The sequence below is a fragment of the Clostridium akagii DSM 12554 genome (assembly GCF_000686725.1).
Lineage (GTDB): Bacteria > Bacillota > Clostridia > Clostridiales > Clostridiaceae > Clostridium_I > Clostridium_I akagii.
Genome location: NZ_JMLK01000039.1, coordinates 1 through 17,090 on the forward strand (window position 1 = coordinate 1; position 17,090 = coordinate 17,090).

At 31.6% G+C, this 17,090-nt stretch carries 11 protein-coding genes, 6 tRNA genes and 1 rRNA gene; all 18 read right to left on the reverse strand.

Annotation, left to right across the window (positions count from 1 at the left end; translation table 11 throughout):
* Positions 1-110 precede the first annotated feature (110 nt).
* Positions 111-186: transfer RNA gene (locus BR66_RS0114780), tRNA-Ala, on the reverse strand.
* A gap of 3 nt (positions 187-189) precedes the next feature.
* Positions 190-266: transfer RNA gene (locus BR66_RS0114785), tRNA-Ile, on the reverse strand.
* Positions 267-272: 6 nt separating this feature from the next.
* A 5S ribosomal RNA gene (gene rrf, locus BR66_RS0114790) occupies positions 273-389 on the reverse strand.
* Positions 390-621: 232 nt separating this feature from the next.
* Positions 622-2,001: a UDP-N-acetylmuramoyl-L-alanine--D-glutamate ligase gene (gene murD / locus BR66_RS0114795; protein WP_026883605.1), complete on the reverse strand. Its 1,380-nt coding sequence runs from the start codon at positions 1,999-2,001 to the stop codon at positions 622-624.
* A 341-nt stretch (positions 2,002-2,342) separates the two neighbouring features.
* Entirely contained in the window at positions 2,343-3,734 is a 1,392-nt protein-coding gene (locus tag BR66_RS0114800; protein ID WP_026883606.1) for a glycine--tRNA ligase, read from the reverse strand.
* A 272-nt stretch (positions 3,735-4,006) separates the two neighbouring features.
* A tRNA-Asn gene (locus BR66_RS0114805) sits at positions 4,007-4,081 on the reverse strand.
* A 116-nt stretch (positions 4,082-4,197) separates the two neighbouring features.
* Entirely contained in the window at positions 4,198-5,736 is a 1,539-nt protein-coding gene (gene lysS, locus BR66_RS0114810) for a lysine--tRNA ligase (RefSeq protein WP_026883607.1), read from the reverse strand.
* A gap of 15 nt (positions 5,737-5,751) precedes the next feature.
* Positions 5,752-6,234, reverse strand: coding sequence for a transcription elongation factor GreA (gene greA / locus BR66_RS0114815; protein ID WP_026883608.1), 483 nt, complete (start codon positions 6,232-6,234; stop codon positions 5,752-5,754).
* Positions 6,235-6,498: 264 nt separating this feature from the next.
* A complete protein-coding gene (gene dusB / locus BR66_RS0114820; RefSeq protein ID WP_026883609.1) occupies positions 6,499-7,470 on the reverse strand; it encodes a tRNA dihydrouridine synthase DusB in 972 nt (323 codons plus the stop codon).
* 8 nt (positions 7,471-7,478) lie between these two features.
* Positions 7,479-8,258, reverse strand: a complete 780-nt coding sequence (locus tag BR66_RS0114825) for a type III pantothenate kinase (RefSeq protein ID WP_026883610.1) — start codon at positions 8,256-8,258, stop codon at positions 7,479-7,481.
* Between the two features lie 113 nt (positions 8,259-8,371).
* On the reverse strand, positions 8,372-10,042 hold the full coding sequence (locus BR66_RS0114830; protein WP_026883611.1) for a formate--tetrahydrofolate ligase: 1,671 nt from the start codon (positions 10,040-10,042) through the stop codon (positions 8,372-8,374).
* 127 nt (positions 10,043-10,169) lie between these two features.
* On the reverse strand, positions 10,170-11,975 hold the full coding sequence (gene ftsH, locus BR66_RS0114835; protein ID WP_026883612.1) for an ATP-dependent zinc metalloprotease FtsH: 1,806 nt from the start codon (positions 11,973-11,975) through the stop codon (positions 10,170-10,172).
* Between the two features lie 77 nt (positions 11,976-12,052).
* Positions 12,053-12,589: a hypoxanthine phosphoribosyltransferase gene (gene hpt, locus BR66_RS0114840; RefSeq protein ID WP_026883613.1), complete on the reverse strand. Its 537-nt coding sequence runs from the start codon at positions 12,587-12,589 to the stop codon at positions 12,053-12,055.
* The gene (gene tilS, locus BR66_RS0114845) at positions 12,589-13,980 is read right to left on the reverse strand and encodes a tRNA lysidine(34) synthetase TilS (RefSeq protein ID WP_026883614.1); all 1,392 of its coding nucleotides are present in this window, start codon (positions 13,978-13,980) and stop codon (positions 12,589-12,591) included. The genes hpt and tilS overlap by 1 nt, the downstream gene beginning before the upstream one ends.
* 64 nt (positions 13,981-14,044) lie before the next feature.
* The gene (spoIIE, locus tag BR66_RS0114850) at positions 14,045-16,444 is read right to left on the reverse strand and encodes a stage II sporulation protein E (RefSeq protein WP_026883615.1); all 2,400 of its coding nucleotides are present in this window, start codon (positions 16,442-16,444) and stop codon (positions 14,045-14,047) included.
* A 253-nt stretch (positions 16,445-16,697) separates the two neighbouring features.
* Positions 16,698-16,774: transfer RNA gene (locus BR66_RS0114855), tRNA-Met, on the reverse strand.
* 5 nt (positions 16,775-16,779) lie between these two features.
* Positions 16,780-16,855: transfer RNA gene (locus BR66_RS0114860), tRNA-Met, on the reverse strand.
* 6 nt (positions 16,856-16,861) lie between these two features.
* A tRNA-Leu gene (locus BR66_RS0114865) sits at positions 16,862-16,951 on the reverse strand.
* Between the last annotated feature and the right edge of the window lie 139 nt (positions 16,952-17,090).

Consider the following 17,090-nt stretch of genomic DNA (forward strand, 5'->3'; position numbering starts at 1 on the left):
AAGGTAGTGGTGTTTTTATGATAAGGTAACAAATCTATTAAATTAAAACAAAAATAAAAATACTACCTCACAATAAAAACAATTTTCATTGTGAGGTAGTATTTTCTTTTTGGTGGAGGTAAAGAGATTCGAACTCTTGACCCTCTGCGTGCAAGGCAGATGCTCTCCCAACTGAGCTATACCCCCATATGGTGGACCTTCAGGGACTCGAACCCCAGACCGACCGGTTATGAGCCGGTTGCTCTAACCAACTGAGCTAAAGATCCATTCTTACCTGGCAACGACTTACTCTTCCACCGGGCTACCCCTGCAGTACCATCAGCGCTTTAGAGCTTAACCTTCGTGTTCGGAATGGGAACGGGTGTTACCTCTAAGCCATTATTACCAGATTTAATTTTATAGAAATACCAAGTTCAGCTAAATATTTCTCTTGTAATAGCTGTTCACTTAAAATGCTACTACAGTGATTAATTATATATGGTTTGTTTTATTTTGTCAACTGTTTTTATTTATTATTTTAGTATAATAACATTAAACTATTTATGGTTAGAAGTGTAACCTTCAGTAACCAAGGCTACACCCTTCTTTCTGCTATTTTTTAACTTAACACAACTAATCTTTTTATTTGATACTGGATATTATTTCTTTAAATTTATTTCCTCTGACTTCAAAGTTAGCAAACATATCAAAACTAGCACATGATGGTGAAAGTGTTACTATATCTCCAGCAGTAGATTCTTTTCTTGCAACTTCTACCGCTTCTTTTAAACTTGATACTTTGAAAATAGGTAATTTTATATTTTTTTCTTTTATAACTTTGCTAAAAACATTTTCAATTTTATTTGCTGTATTTCCTAGAAGTATTATTTTCTTTATCATTGTATAACCTTCTTCAGCTAATGGTTCAAATGGAATATTTTTATCATAACCCCCTGCAATTAAAATAATTGGCTTTTCAAAAGCACTTATACTTGCTAAAGTTCTAGTTGGACTTGATGCTATTGAATCATTATAATATTTTACTCCATTTATTTCTCTTATAAACTCAGACCTATGCTCAACACCTGGAAAAGTGGTTGCAACTTTTTTCATACTATTTACGCTTGCATCATAAGCCGTAGCACAAAAAGCAGCAAGATAATTTTCCACATTATGCATTCCCTTTATTACTATATCCTCTTTAGTGCATACAAACTTATTTAATATATATAAGTTTCCATCTTTGTAATATGCCCCATTTTCAATTTTTTGTTTTCTACTAAAGCCCATTACCTTTCCTATTGTTTCATTCTTTATGGCATCAGTTAAACAATTATCTCTATTTATTATAGTTGTGTCGCATTTATTTTGAAATCTAAATATATTTTTTTTAGCATTTACATATTCATTCATATCCTTATGCATATCTAAATGATTTGGACTTAAATTAGTTATAATTGCAATTTCAGGAGAGACATTCATTGTCATAAGTTGAAAACTTGATAGTTCTAAAACCACCCTATCATCTTTGCCTATCTCTTCTATGTTAGAAAACAATGGTGCACCTATATTTCCACCAACCCAGGTTTTATAACCTTCTTCTTTTAATATGTTGTATATTAGTGTCGTTGTAGTAGTTTTACCATCGCTTCCCGTTACTCCTATGATTTTTGCTGGACAATATTTCACGAATTCCTCCATTTCAGAAGTTATATATGTGCCTTCTTGTCTAGCTTTTAAAAATACAGGACTATCTATTCTCATTGATGGAGTTTTAAATATAACCTGATATCCATGTAAAGATTCTAAATATTTTTCCCCAACTACCAGTTTTACACCTAATCCCTCTAATTCTTCAGCAGTATCTCCAATTTCTGTTCTGCTCTTTTTATCGAAAGCCCAGACCTCTGCTCCTAATTTTACAAGGTATTTAATTAACGGTCTATTACTTATTCCAATACCAACTACAGCTGTTTTTTTATCCTTTATATAACTTTTAAATTCACTAAAATCCTTCTTCATATTTCCCCTCCTATATTAATATGTATATAAAATAAATTATTAATATTGTTCCATTTATTAATTATATCACTTTAAATGAAATAATAAACACGCCCTTTTGGTATGAAAATTGTTGAAATATATTTTATTTTAAAACTTTTATGTAGAGTATTGCAAAATATTGCCCTATTATGATATACTGAGTTTGTGCCGTAAGGAAAACATTAATATAATTCCCCAAGTTTTAATTGAACATATAACATATCCCCATGATTAAACCCTAGAATAGCCGGATGATTATCCGGCTATTCGTTTTTGTAAAAAAATAGATATAATGGACTGTAGTCCATTATATCTATTTTTTAAACTTCTAGTTTATCTGCCAAAAACTTTTCTAATTCATCTATTTTAATTCTTATTTGATCCATTGTATCCCTATCTCTAATAGTGACAGTATCATCTTCTATAGTGTCAAAATCAACTGTTATACAGTATGGTGTTCCTATTTCGTCTTCTCTTCTATATCTTTTTCCAATACTACTAGCTTCATCATAATCAACATTGAAATTCTTGCTTAATTTACTGTATACATCAAGAGCTTTTTCTGAAAGCTTTTTACTTAATGGAAGCACAGCTGCTTTAAACGGTGCTATAGTAGGATGGAAATGTAGTACCGTCCTTACTTCATCATTGTCCAGTTTTTCCTCATCATATGCATCTACAAGTAGTGCAAGTGTAACTCTATCAGCTCCAAGTGAAGGTTCTATTACATATGGTACATATTTTTCATTAGTTATTGGGTCAATATAATTCAAATCATGTCCTGAATGCTCAATGTGCTTTTTTAGGTCATAATCAGTTCTATCTGCTATTCCCCACAACTCTCCCCAACCAAATGGAAATTTATACTCAATATCACAGGTTGCTTTACTATAAAAACTCAATTCTTCTTTTTCATGGTTTCTTTTTCTTACACTATCTTTATCTACTCCAATTTTAAGAAGGAAATTAAAACAATAGTCTCTCCAATATTCAAACCATTCTAAATCAGTTCCTGGCTTACAGAAAAATTCAAGTTCCATTTGTTCAAATTCTCTTATTCTAAAAATGAAATTTCCTGGTGTTATTTCATTTCTAAAAGATTTTCCTATTTGACCTATTCCAAAAGGTATTTTTTTTCTTGAAGTTCTTTGAACACTTTTAAAATTAACAAATATGCCTTGTGCTGTTTCTGGTCTCAAATATACTTCTGCCTTTGCGTCTTCTGTTACACCCTGAAATGTTTTGAACATCAAATTAAAGTTTCTTATATCTGTAAAATTGTGTTTTCCACAACTAGGGCAGTCTATATGATTATCATCAATATATTGCTTTAATTTTTCATTAGACCAACCATCAGCACTAGCTATTTCCATACCTTGTTCTGTCATATGATCTTCAATTAGCTTATCAGCCCTATATCTTGTTTTACATTCTTTACAATCCATAAGAGGGTCTGAAAATCCACCTATATGACCAGTAGCTGCCCAAACTTCCTTATTCATAAGTATTGCACTATCAATACCTACGTTATAAGGGGTTTCTTGTATAAATTTTTTCCACCAAAGCTTTTTTATATTATTTTTTAATTCAACACCTAATGGACCATAATCCCAAGAATTTGCAAGACCTCCGTAGATCTCAGACCCTTGAAATACAAAACCTCTATTTTTAGCAAGTGCTACAATCTTATCCATAGTTTTTTCAATAGCCATATTAATTCGACCTCCTATATATTTTTATATAAAAAAAAGACTAACACCTCTAAGGGACGAAAGATTAACTTCCGCGGTTCCACCCTTATTGACATTAGCCCTGCTTTATCCTTCTTACACTCAAGAGTTCCCTTCATTATAAAAGCATAGCCGTTTTCAACATACACGACCTTTCTTTAAAACTTTTAATATTACTCTTCTCTATCATTGTGTTAATCTATTTTATTTTAATTAAATACATATTGGTTATAATCATACACAAAAAATAAAAATGGCTCTGCGAAAAGGATTTGAACCTTCAACCTATCGGTTAACAGCCGAGTGCTCCACCGTTGAGCTATCGCAGAATGATTACATATATAATTATATCAGATAGTATGAAATATGCAAGCTTTTTTTTCATTTTTATAAGAAAAGCTAGAGATTAAAAAATCTCCAGCTTTTCTTATTCTTGTATTCTTATCTATGCTAATGGTTTCATTGTTGGGAATAATAGTACATCTCTTATAGAACGTGAATTTGTTAATAACATTACAAGTCTATCTACACCCATTCCCATACCACCTGTTGGAGGCATACCTATTTCTAATGAATTAAGGAAATCTTCATCCATCATGTAAGCTTCATCATCGCCTAGCTCTCGTTCTTTTAATTGTTGCATAAATCTCGCCCTCTGCACAATTGGATCGTTTAATTCTGAATATGCATTACATAATTCTCTACCATATACAAAACCTTCAAATCTTTCAGTGAAATTCTCGTTACCTCTCTTCTTTTTAGTAAGTGGTGATATTTCAACTGGATAATCATATATAAACGTAGGTTGAATCAATTTGTCTTCTACAAAAGATTCAAAGAATTCATTTAATATATCTCCCTTAGTGCAGTCCTCTAATTTCTTTTTAAGTTGTATATTATTATCTTTAGCTAAAACTCTTGCCTCATCATCTGAATTAACTTGGTTAAAATCAACACCTGAATATTGTTTTACTGCATCAATCATAGTGATTCTTTTCCATGGTGGTGCAAAACTAATTTCAGTTTCTTCATATACTACTGTTGTAGTTCCAAGTACCTTTTCACAAACATGTGCAACCATATTTTCAGTAATTTCCATCATATCATTATAATCACTATAGGCTTCATATAATTCAATCATAGTAAATTCAGGATTATGTCTTATGTCAATACCTTCATTCCTAAAAACTTTACCTATTTCATATACCTTTTCAAACCCACCAACTATAAGTCTCTTTAAATATAATTCTGTAGCTATTCTAAGATACATATCTATATCTAATGCATTATGATGTGTTTCAAAGGGTTTTGCTGATGCCCCTCCAGCTATTGGTGATAATATTGGAGTCTCAACTTCAATATATTGTTTATTATCTAAAAATTCTCTGATTGCCTTAATAATAGCTGTTCTCTTAAAAAATGTATCTCTAACCTCAGGATTGATTATAAGATCCACATATCTCTGTCTGTATCTTAAATCAGGATCCTTTAATCCATGAAATTTCTCCGGAAGAGGTTGTAAAGACTTCGTTAATAGCTCAAAGTCTGTAATATGTATGGTGACTTCACCAGTCATAGTCTTGAATACTCTTCCCGTTATTGATACAAAATCACCTATATCAAATGTCTTATAAAATTTGAATTTTTCTTCTCCTATATCGTCAATTTTTATATATAGTTGAATTTTACCATATCTATCATGAACATCAGAAAATCCAGCTTTACCATGAACCCTTTTAGATATAAGCCTTCCTGCTACAGTAACATCTTTACCTTCAAGATCATCATAATTTTCCTCTACTTGAATTGATGTATGTGTTCTATTAACTTTATAAACATCAAATGGATCTTTGCCTTGTTCTTGAAGATCAAAAAGTTTTTGTCTTCTTTCTTTAAGCAAATCATTCATTTCTCTTTCAGCCTTAGCTTCAAGCTTTTTAGCCTTTATCTCTTCCTTTGTTAATTGCTTTTCTTCATTAGACATTTTTACTCCTCCAAATTATGGTCGATTTATACTCAAAATTTCATACTTATTTATCCCATCAGGAACTTGTACTTCTACTATTTTTCCAACCTTTTTGCCCATCAATGCGCTTCCAACTGGGGATTCATTAGAAATTTTATTAGCTATAGGATCAGCTTCTGCAGATCCTACAATTAAGAATTCAATTTCTTCATCAAACTCAAAGTCTTTTACTTTAACTAGTGAACCTATATTAATTATATCTTTTGGTATTTCTGATTCGTCTACTATTGATGCATTTTTTAACATATTCTCAAGTTGTATAATTCTTCCTTCTAAAAATGCTTGATCGTTTTTAGCTTCATCATATTCAGAGTTTTCGCTTAAATCTCCAAAAGAAAGAGCTACCTTTATTTTAGCTGTAACTTCCTTTCTCTTAGTTGTTTTTAGAAAACTTAATTCATCCTCTAATTTTTTAACTCCCTCATAAGTCATAACATATTTTTTTGCTTCGCTCATTTTATTTCTCCCCTTCTGATTTTGTATGAGATACCCTTAATAATATATATAGGTGTAAATTCGTTATTTTATTAAAGATACCTATGTGCCAAAGGTATAATATGGTTGAATAAAAAATAAACACCACTTATTTTTTATATGTAGTTATTTTAGTAATTATAAAACAGCATATTTAGGTTGTCAACATTTTCTACTAAAACAGCTACAAATTTACTTTTCTATCTAATTCTATTCTATCTATATATATTTAATAACATGTATTTTTTATAGCTCTACTAGATCTTCTTTATATTTTAATAATATTTCTATTACTCTAATACTATCTGTTTCACGATTTATCTTATCTTTAATATTGGTAGAATTCTTTATCCCTTTCAAATACCATGAAATATGTTTTCTCATTTCTCTTACAGCTCTATTTTCTCCATAGTATTCTACAGCTTGCTCTAAGTGATTTATTGCTACTACTATTTTTTCTGCAGGTGTTGGCAATGTCACTTCTTCACCACGTAAAATCTGGTTTATTTGCTTAAATATCCAAGGATTACCTTGTGCGCCTCTGGCAATCATTATTCCATCGCACCCAGTCTGCCTTGTTAAATTAACTGCATCTTCTGCACAAAAAACATCCCCATTTCCTATCACAGGGATTTTCACTGCTTCTTTTACTTGTCTTATTATATCCCAATCTGCTTTTCCCTCATACATTTGTTCTTTTGTTCTGCCATGTATAGTTATAGCATCTGCCCCAGCTGCCTCTATTACCTTTGCAAAATCCACAGCATTAATATTATCATGATCAAACCCTTTTCTAAATTTCACTGTAACTGGTTTGTTTGAAGCTCCTTTAACCGCTTTTACTATTTCAGAAGCCAATTTGGGATTTTTCATTAAAGCTGAACCATCACCATTTTTAACTATCTTCGGCGCCGGGCACCCCATGTTTATATCTATTAAGCATATTTCACTGTTATCATTAAAGTGATCACAGGCTTCGCTCATTATCAAAGGTTCGCTACCAAAGATTTGCACTGCTACGGGCACTTCTTTTTTTGAAACCTTTAACAATTCTTTGGTATTTTCACTTCCATAATAAAGTGCTTTAGAACTCACCATTTCAGTGTATACAAGCCCACATCCCATTTCCTTGCAGATACCTCTATATATAATATCTGTTACTCCCGCCATAGGTGCAAGAAAAACATTATTTGAGAATTCTAGATTTGATATTTTCACCAAAACACCTACTTTTTATTTTTCTCATATATAATTCTAAGCCCCTCTAATGTTAAAAATGGATTCACTATATCTACATTTTTAGACTCTTCACTAATTAATTTTGCAAGCCCGCCAGTTGTGACAACAAGTATATCTTCTTCACCTAGAGCTTCCATCTCATTTCTCATTTTCTCAACAATATAATCCACTTGACCTATGTACCCATATACAATTCCTGCTTGCATACTTGTCACTGTGTTTTTACAGATTATTTCCGATGGTCTTAGTAATTCAACTCTTGGAAGCTTAGCTGCCTTTTGAAAAAGTGCGTCTGATGATATCTTTATACCCGGGCAAATTGCTCCACCAAGGTAATCTCCATTCTTTCTCACGGCGCAGAATGTTGTTGCGGTACCAAAATCAATTATAATTAAACTCTTATTATATATTTCATGAGCTGCTACTGCGTTGACAATTCTATCTGCACCAACTTCCCTCGGGTTATCATACTTAACATTTATACCGGTTTTAACTCCCGGGCCAACAACTAGAGGATCTAGTTTGAAATATTTTCTAATCATATGTTCTAATGAATACATTATAGTTGGTACAACTGAAGACATTATTACCCCTTCAATTTGATCCTTATCAATATTCGCCAGTGAAAACAAATTAACGAATTGTATGCCATATTCATCTGCAGACCTTATCATTTGAGTTGAAAGTCTCCATTCAGTTAAAAGCTCTCTATTATCATAAACACCTATTACGATGTTAGTGTTACCTACATCTAGAACTAAAATCACAGTAATACACCCCTTAAATTATAAGAGCGGCTTATTTAAAAAGCCACTCCTCATATAAAGTCTAAAAATTCAATAGCTTCATTTTAACAATTTAATATTATTTGGTCAAGTGTTTAAAATAATCCTACTATTGAACCGTCCTCATTGATATCCATTCTCTCTGCTGCTGGCTTTTTAGGGAGACCTGGCATTGTCATAACATTTCCAGTTAAAGCAACAATGAATCCTGCTCCATTTGATACTCTCACTTCTCTAACAGTTATTTTAAAATTGCTGGGTCTACCAAGTAAAGATGGATTATCAGAAAGTGAATATTGAGTCTTAGCTATACATATTGGTAATTTATCTAATTTAAATTTTTCTAGTTCTGCAATTTGTTTTTCTGCTGCTGCTATATATGTAACTCCATCTGCACCATAAATCTCTTTTGCTATTATATCCAATTTTTCTTTTATCATTAGCTTTTCATCATATAAAACTTTAAAATTACTTACTTGTTTATCTATAGCCTCGAGAACTTTATCCGCAAGATCAATTCCACCTTCTGAACCTTTTTCCCATACTTCAGTAAGTGATGCTTTTACTCCTAATTTGTTACAATAGTGTTCAATAAACTTCAACTCTTCGTCACTGTCTGTCAAAAATTTATTTATAGCAACTACAACAGGCACTCCATATTTTTTAATATTTTCTATTTGCTTGCCTAAATTTTCTATGCCTTTTGAAAGTGCATCTATATTAGGAACACTTAAAACATCCTTTTTAACTCCACCGTGATGTTTTAATGCTCTAACAGTGGCAACTATGACGGTACAATCTGGATTCAGTTTTCCATACCTACATTTTATATCAAAAAACTTTTCTGCTCCAAGATCCGCACCAAAACCTGCTTCCGTTACGGTATAATCAGAAAGCTTCAATGCTGTTTTTGTAGCTATTAAGCTATTACAACCATGGGCAATATTAGCAAATGGTCCACCATGTATTATTGCTGGAGTATTTTCTAAAGTCTGCACAAGATTTGGTCTTATGGCATCTTTCATAAGTAATGTCATTGCTCCCTGTACATTCAAATCATTGCAATAAACAGGATTACCATCCAAATCGTAAGCAACTAATATTTTCGCCATTCTTTCCTTAAGATCCGTAAGACTATTTGCAAGACAAAGTATTGCCATTATTTCAGAAGCCACCGTAATCATAAATCCATCTTCTCTAGGAAAACCATTTACTTTCCCACCAAGTCCTACAACTATTCCTCTTAGTGATCTATCATTCATATCCATAACCCTTTTAAAAACTATTCTTCTCTGATCTATTTTTAGTAAATTACCTTGATGCAAATGATTGTCAATTGCCGCACAAAGCAAATTATTTGCAGAAGTTATTGCATGCATATCTCCAGTAAAATGCAAATTAATATCTTCCATAGGGACAACTTGAGCATAACCACCACCAGCTGCTCCACCTTTTATCCCAAAAACTGGTCCAAGTGATGGCTCTCTTAATGCAATTACAACGTTTTTTTTCTTTTTCTTTAAGGCATCTCCAAGTCCTACTGTTACTGTTGACTTTCCTTCCCCAGCTGGAGTTGGATTTATTGCTGTCACAAGTATAAGTTTACCATCCGCCTTATCTTTTTTACCATTAAGAACATCCAATGAAACCTTGCATTTGTATTTTCCATATAAATCTATATCGTCTTCATTTAACCCAATGTTTTCAGCGATTTTATAAATAGGTTCCATTTTAGCACTTTGTGCAATTTCAATATCAGATTTCATTTAAATACGCCCCTTTTTTATCATTTATATTTGATCTTCTACGATTAAATATTATATCACAATATTATATATTTTTACTATTGATAATACTATAAAAAAAAAGCAGGAAATTTAATTCCTGCCTTTTTTAGCTGTTTGCAAATATTTGTTCAAATTCATCTGCTTCAAGCTTTTCTTTATCAAGTAAAGCCTCAGCCACAGATTTTAATTTATTCATGTTATCAGACAATAATGTTTCTGCTTTCTTATAAGCGTCAACTATTAATCCCTTTACTTCTATGTCTATTTTCGCTCCAACCTCTTCACTGAAGTTTCTAGACTTTCCAAGATCTCTTCCTAGGAACACTTCATCCTGGTCTGTTCCAAAAGATATTGGTCCAAGGTTATCACTCATACCATATTCCATAATCATTTTTCTTGCAATACTTGATGCTCTGTCGATATCGCTTTTGGCACCAGTGCTTATATCACCAATAACAAGTTTTTCAGCCACTCTTCCACCTAGAAGCCCTACAATTTCATCTTCTAACTTGGTTTTTGACATATATGAACTATCATCTGGTAATTTCATTGTATACCCACCTGCCATACCTCTTGGAACAATACTTATCTGATGCACAGGTGCACCTGTAGATAAAAGTTTCATTACTACAGCATGACCTGCTTCATGGAATGCTGTAAGCCTTCTATCTTCTTCACTTATTATCCTACTTCGCTTTTCAGGTCCTGCAATTATTCTTGTTATTGCCTCTTCCAGTTCATCCATCCCAATTAGAGTTTTATTTTTTCTAACTGATAATAATGCCGCTTCATTCATCAAATTTTCAAGATCAGCTCCTGTAAAACCAGGAGTCCTTTTTGCTAGAACATCTAACTTTATGTTTTCTTCTAAATGCTTATTCTTTGAATGAACTTTAAGTATATCTTCTCTACCCTTTACATCAGGAGCGCCAACCATTATTTGTCTATCAAAACGACCTGGTCTTAATAAAGCTCTGTCTAATATATCAGGTCTATTAGTAGCAGCCAAAATAATTATACCTTCATTTATTCCAAAACCGTCCATCTCCACTAGTAGCTGGTTCAATGTTTGTTCTCTTTCATCATGACCACCGCCAAGCCCTGCTCCTCTTTGTCTACCTACCGCGTCAATTTCATCAATAAATATTATGCAAGGAGAAGTCTTTTTTGCCTGTTCAAAAAGATCTCTTACTCTTGAAGCACCTACTCCAACGAACATTTCAACAAAATCCGAACCAGATATACTGTAAAATGGTACTCCTGCTTCACCTGATACAGCTCTTGCTAAAAGTGTTTTACCTGTTCCTGGTGGTCCTACAAGTAAAATTCCTTTTGGTATCCTTGCTCCAATATCTAAATACCTTTTAGGAGCTTTTAAAAAGTCAACTATTTCAGATAACTCTTGTTTTTCTTCATCCGCGCCGGCCACGTCTCCAAAGGTAACTTTTTTCTTTTCATCCGGTGATGAAACTTTAGCTTTACTTTTACCAAAGCTCATTACACCTTTTCCACCTGCACCGCCCTGAGATTGTTGCATAAATACAAACCAAAATACTACTAGCAATAAAATTGATAGTATACTTGGTAACCAACTTACCCACATAGGTACACTAACAGGTGCTGTATATGATTCTGAAATATCACCCTTATTAGGGTTTTCTCCAAGGAATTGAACAAGTCTTTGCACAGGTGCTACTGTTTCGAAACTTGTTCCATCTGCGTATTTACCATCAATGGTCATATCGTCATCTTTCACTTGAAAACTCTTTATTTCTTTGGCTATATATTTTTTCTGAAAGACATCAAAAGTTATATTGTTATTAGTTTTATTGCCTTGTGTAAGTGTTAACGCCGTAAGAACAACTACAATAAGTACTACAACCCAAATTGTAGCATTTGATATTTTCTTCACTTTTGGCCCCCCTCTCTTTATGAATACTTTCAAATTGTATCATAATGCATATTTGTTTACAATAATATAAATTTTAATTATTTATAAATTTCTTCTTTAAGACTTCCTATAAATGGTAAGTTTCTGTATTTTTCATCATAATCTAGTCCATAACCTACAAGAAAATAATCAGGGACATCAAATCCCACATACTTTGGCATTACATCAGCTTTTCTTCTACTTGGTTTGTTAAGCAAAGATACAATCTCTATGCTACTTGGATTTCGAGATTTTAAATAATTTTTTAGATATGAAAGAGTTACACCAGTATCAATTATATCCTCTACTATTAACACATTCTCTCCCTTAATTGAAGAATCTAAATCCTTCAATATTTTAACCACACCAGTTGACTCAGTAGCACTGCCATAACTTGAAACAGCCATAAAGTCCATTGTACAAGGTATATCTATCTCTTTCATTAAATCTGCAAGAAACATCACTGAGCCTTTTAAAATTCCAACTAGTACAAGTTCCTTTCCCTTGTAATCAATACTTATTTGTTTTCCTATTTCCTTTGTCTTCTCGATTATTTGCTTCTGTGTAAGAATTACCTCTTTAATATCTTCCCTCATTATGCTTCCTCGCCTTCGTATTTAATTTCTAGTATCGTTTTAGTATCCTCTTTTACTTTGAATTTGTCACTTACCACATATCCAGTAATCCATGCAATTTCACTGTCAAAACATATAAGAGGTATCTTATCTCGAAGTTCTTTTTCAATTTTCATATCCATAAATATATCTTTTATTTTTTTTGTTCCACTCATTCCAATAGGATTAAACCTATCACCATCTCTTCTATACCTTAATGTTATTTTACCTTTCATGTTATCATAACTAAAATACTTAATAAATTTATTATTTTTTAAATTAATAGCTTCATCACTATTTAGAATTCTAAACGTGACTTTAATCTTGTCATTTACAATAGTATTTTTCTTCCCAATTTCCAGTTCATATTCAGTTATATCTTTACTTCTCAATTCTTTGCTGGAACACAGATCAATATTCCCATAATTATTATAGGCTTCTATTCCACTAGGTAAGGATAAAACTGTACCAGTACTGTGATATTTTTGTATGTCTATTATATCAAAAATATGTTTTTTTTCAAAATTATATGTACTTTCATTAACATAGGAGATTGATAATCTAATAATTCTTGTAAGTATTGCTTCTGGCTGAGAAAATGCCTCTTTATTTATTGTAACCTTTTTTTCTTTTTCCTTACAATATAATTTATACTTTTCTAAAGAAATACTTTCCAAATATTGATTGTCAACTCTTAATGTATCACTTAACCTGTTTAAAGTCATCACAATATCAGTATTGAACTTTTCCTTTATGTATGGAATAATTTCTAATCTCACTTTATTTCTTCCATATATACTTTCAAAATTAGTTGCATCTATTTTAGGATTCAACTCATTTTTTATGCAATACTCTTCTATTTCATCTCTAGTAACTTTAATTAGTGGTCTCACGTATATTCTATCTCTTACAGGACTTATTCCCATAAGCCCTGTAAGACCTGTACCTCTCATAATTCTCATTAAAATCGTTTCAGCTTGATCATTTGCATTATGAGCAATTGCAATTTTACTCCCCTGAGTTTGTTCCCTTATTTCCTGAAAAAATTCATATCTTGCAGATCTTCCTGCCATTTCAGAGGATATTCCTCTTTTTTTCGCAAGACTATTTACATCTACTTTTTTGCTATAAAAATCTATATTCAGTTTAGAGCAAAATTGTTTTACATATTCTTCATCCTTATCAGCTTCTTTACCTCTTAAGCAATGATTTAAATGTGCAACAGAAATATATATACCTAAGTTTTCTCTAAGGTCATATAATACTTTTAGTAAACACGTGGAATCAGGTCCACCTGAAACTGCAACTATTACTTTGTCGCCCTTATCAAACATTTTGTTGTCTTCTATAGTCTTTAATACTTTTTTAATCACTAACAACACTTCCTAAAATGAAATTCCAAACACTAATTATAACATTTTGTAAATAGTCATTCAATTAATACAAGCTATAAATCTTTGAAACTACAGCCGTTATATCGTCTTTTGCTTTTCCTCCACCCATTTGCACAGATTTTTTAACAAGTCCTTCTACTAGCTGCTTTGGATTATTAGAAGGACAATTTTTCAAATATTCTTCAATCCAACTTGTCTTTCCAGCATTATCGTTATCAAAATCTGTTACACCATCACTTATCATAACAATAATATCTCCATTTTTAAGTTTCTTATTTCTTATTTCTATATCGACCTTGTCCAAGACACCAATAGGTAATGTTTTTGAATTAATAACTTCCACTCTATCTTTTCTCTTTATGAAACTTGCAGCTCCCCCTACTTTAGTAAATGCTACTTCGCCGGAATACAAATCCACATTGCAGAGATCTACAGTGGAAAATTTTTCATCTTCGTTAAATTTAAGTGTCATTATGGAATTCACACAATTAATTGCAGTAGCTCTACTAAGTCCTGAAACAGCAAATTTTTCAATAAGATCCACAGTAGCCTTGCTTTCATGAACTGCATTTGCTCCTGAACCCATTCCATCACTGATTATTATCATATAATTTTCATCACTTATTTTTCCAAAACTATAACTATCACCATTTTCCTTCTCCCCATACCTGTTCATCCTACTTACGTAAGAAGCCACATGGTATTTTGGTGTTTCTTCAAATTCAATATTACAAAGTTCAGTTTTAGGATCTATTTTACATCCTTCATCCGATACACACATGCATCTCTCAGATATCTCATTAACTAACGGTAGTATATCTTTGACACAGACTTGTCTTCCTCCACAAGCCTTCATAGATATCTTTACAATAAGTCTATCTTCACTATTGTTTAAACATATTACATCATGAAATTTAATACTTTTTTTATTTAACATACTCACAATGTTATTTTCAATTCTATAATTAAAGTTTACACTATCATTAAATTCTCTATTTATTTCTAAAACCCCACCAGCTATGTTATCAATTTGATTAGCTAAAATTTCTCTACCTTGACTTAATCTTATTCTCCACATCTCATTAATTATATAATTATTTACTATTTCCTCTGTATTTTTCAAAAGCAAGTTTTTTTTAACGCATTTACGTTCTATTTCCTCTGGTATTTTTTCTTTATGATCTTGATAATTTGAAATCAATTCTTCGAAAGCTGCATAAGTATAATATAATTCTTTTTTCCAACATATATTCTTCATATTACAACTATTGCATACCCTACCTGCAAGGTTTTCTACAATACCACTACTCTTGGTTTTCAACGCCAATTTTTCATTATCGGCTAGATTATTTAAAATATCACTCATACTCACTAGCACATCAGAAAAATTATCCAATCGATTAATAAATATTCCTTTAATCTTGTCAATATAATTTTCTGATATTATATTTTGTTTTCTTTTTAAATTCAGTTCTCCTTCTAGCTTGTTCAAAAATGAACTTGGTAAAATAAAAAATATACCAGATGTTATAATTCCCTCTAAAGGGTTTAAGTTATTAAAATTTTTTTGCTGCAAAACCAATATTAAAAATGTCATGCTAAATAAAATGCCGGTTGTCCATCTGTTACTTTTACTTTTATTGCTACTAAATATTCCGCATATTAATCCACATGCGCTAAAACAGGTTACATAGCCGGTCATATTGCTAGTAGACATGCCAATTATAATTCCTGCAACTACTCCGCTTGCTGCGCCCACAGCGAACCCATTTATATAACTTATTATAATAATACTTAATAGCAAAATAACATTTGCAAAACTTATATTATATATTTTAATTCCATGCGCCCCTGCAATAACTATTGATAAGGTTACCATCATACTTATAATTTCTTCACTGGTAAATAAATGTTTTGTTTTTATATTATTGAAACATTTAATTGAATAATCAGTAATATAATATACAGGTATGATACATAAAACTTCTAAAGTGGAAATTAAAATAGACATATTTATGTTTGTTGCTTTTAAAATTAAATCACTACAAATAAACATAAATATTATATTCATAAACAGTATTATAGATTTTTTTCTATCAGATAATTTTTCTAAAAATAAGCTAATAAGCGTTATAGCCAAAGCTGTAATTATATATACGTAATAATCCGACAAAATATTTTGCAATGTTAGATATCCAATAACACTTCCAGCTAAGGATGTAAACTTCACTGTTTTTTTACCCTTAGTAATCACCGAAAGCAAAAAAGCAATTCCAAAAGGTGCAGTTGAATTAATCATTATAACCCTGCTTGTAAGTAATGAAAATATGAAACAAAGTATAAGTTTAATTTCAAATCTATTTAATGAAAGCTTACTGCCTTCTTTCTCTTTAGAATCTCTACTATTTCTACGATATGTATATACTTCTGAATTATATTGCATTGTAAAATCCCCCCCACAAATAAATTATATTTATTATATCAATATATTCTGGAAATATTTGTCACATACTGATTCGTGGGGAATTTTTTTTAGGACATTTATCCCTAAAGGTTTTACCAATTCATCATTTTTTAAATTTATATATATTACTTTGATGTAAGAAGAGAAGTTCTTAGCAATATTATGTACTATATAACATCTATATTTATAAATGGACAAAAAACACAAAGAGCCCATACATATGTATGAGCTCTGGTAGCGGAAATAGGACTTGAACCTACGACCCTTCGGGTATGAACCGAATGCTCTAGCCAGCTGAGCTATTCCGCCAAATCTGGTTGCGGGGGCAGGACTTGAACCTACGACCTTCGGGTTATGAGCCCGACGAGCTACCAACTGCTCCACCCCGCGATATTATGGTGCCGAAGACCGGAATTGAACCGGTACGATGGTTTAAGCATCGCAGGATTTTAAGTCCTGTGCGTCTGCCAGTTCCGCCACTTCGGCATGCCATTGCTAAGCAACAAGGATTATTATATATTATATATAACCACTTGTCAATACAATAAAAAATTTTCATTTTTGTAATGTATTTTAGAATAATTTCAAAATTAAAATCTAATAATAGAAATTTTCATTTTTAACC

What these genes read in the sequence shown, in the direction of transcription:
- hpt (WP_026883613.1), bottom strand. Translation starts at nt 12,589, where the DNA reads ATGAGGGAAGATATTAAAGAGGTAATTCTTACACAGAAGCAAATAATC.
- murD (WP_026883605.1), bottom strand. Translation starts at nt 2,001, where the DNA reads ATGAAGAAGGATTTTAGTGAATTTAAAAGTTATATAAAGGATAAAAAA.
- spoIIE (WP_026883615.1), bottom strand. Translation starts at nt 16,444, where the DNA reads ATGCAATATAATTCAGAAGTATATACATATCGTAGAAATAGTAGAGAT.
- greA (WP_026883608.1), bottom strand. Translation starts at nt 6,234, where the DNA reads ATGAGCGAAGCAAAAAAATATGTTATGACTTATGAGGGAGTTAAAAAA.
- BR66_RS0114830 (WP_026883611.1), bottom strand. Translation starts at nt 10,042, where the DNA reads ATGAAATCTGATATTGAAATTGCACAAAGTGCTAAAATGGAACCTATT.
- BR66_RS0114800 (WP_026883606.1), bottom strand. Translation starts at nt 3,734, where the DNA reads ATGGCTATTGAAAAAACTATGGATAAGATTGTAGCACTTGCTAAAAAT.
- lysS (WP_026883607.1), bottom strand. Translation starts at nt 5,736, where the DNA reads ATGTCTAATGAAGAAAAGCAATTAACAAAGGAAGAGATAAAGGCTAAA.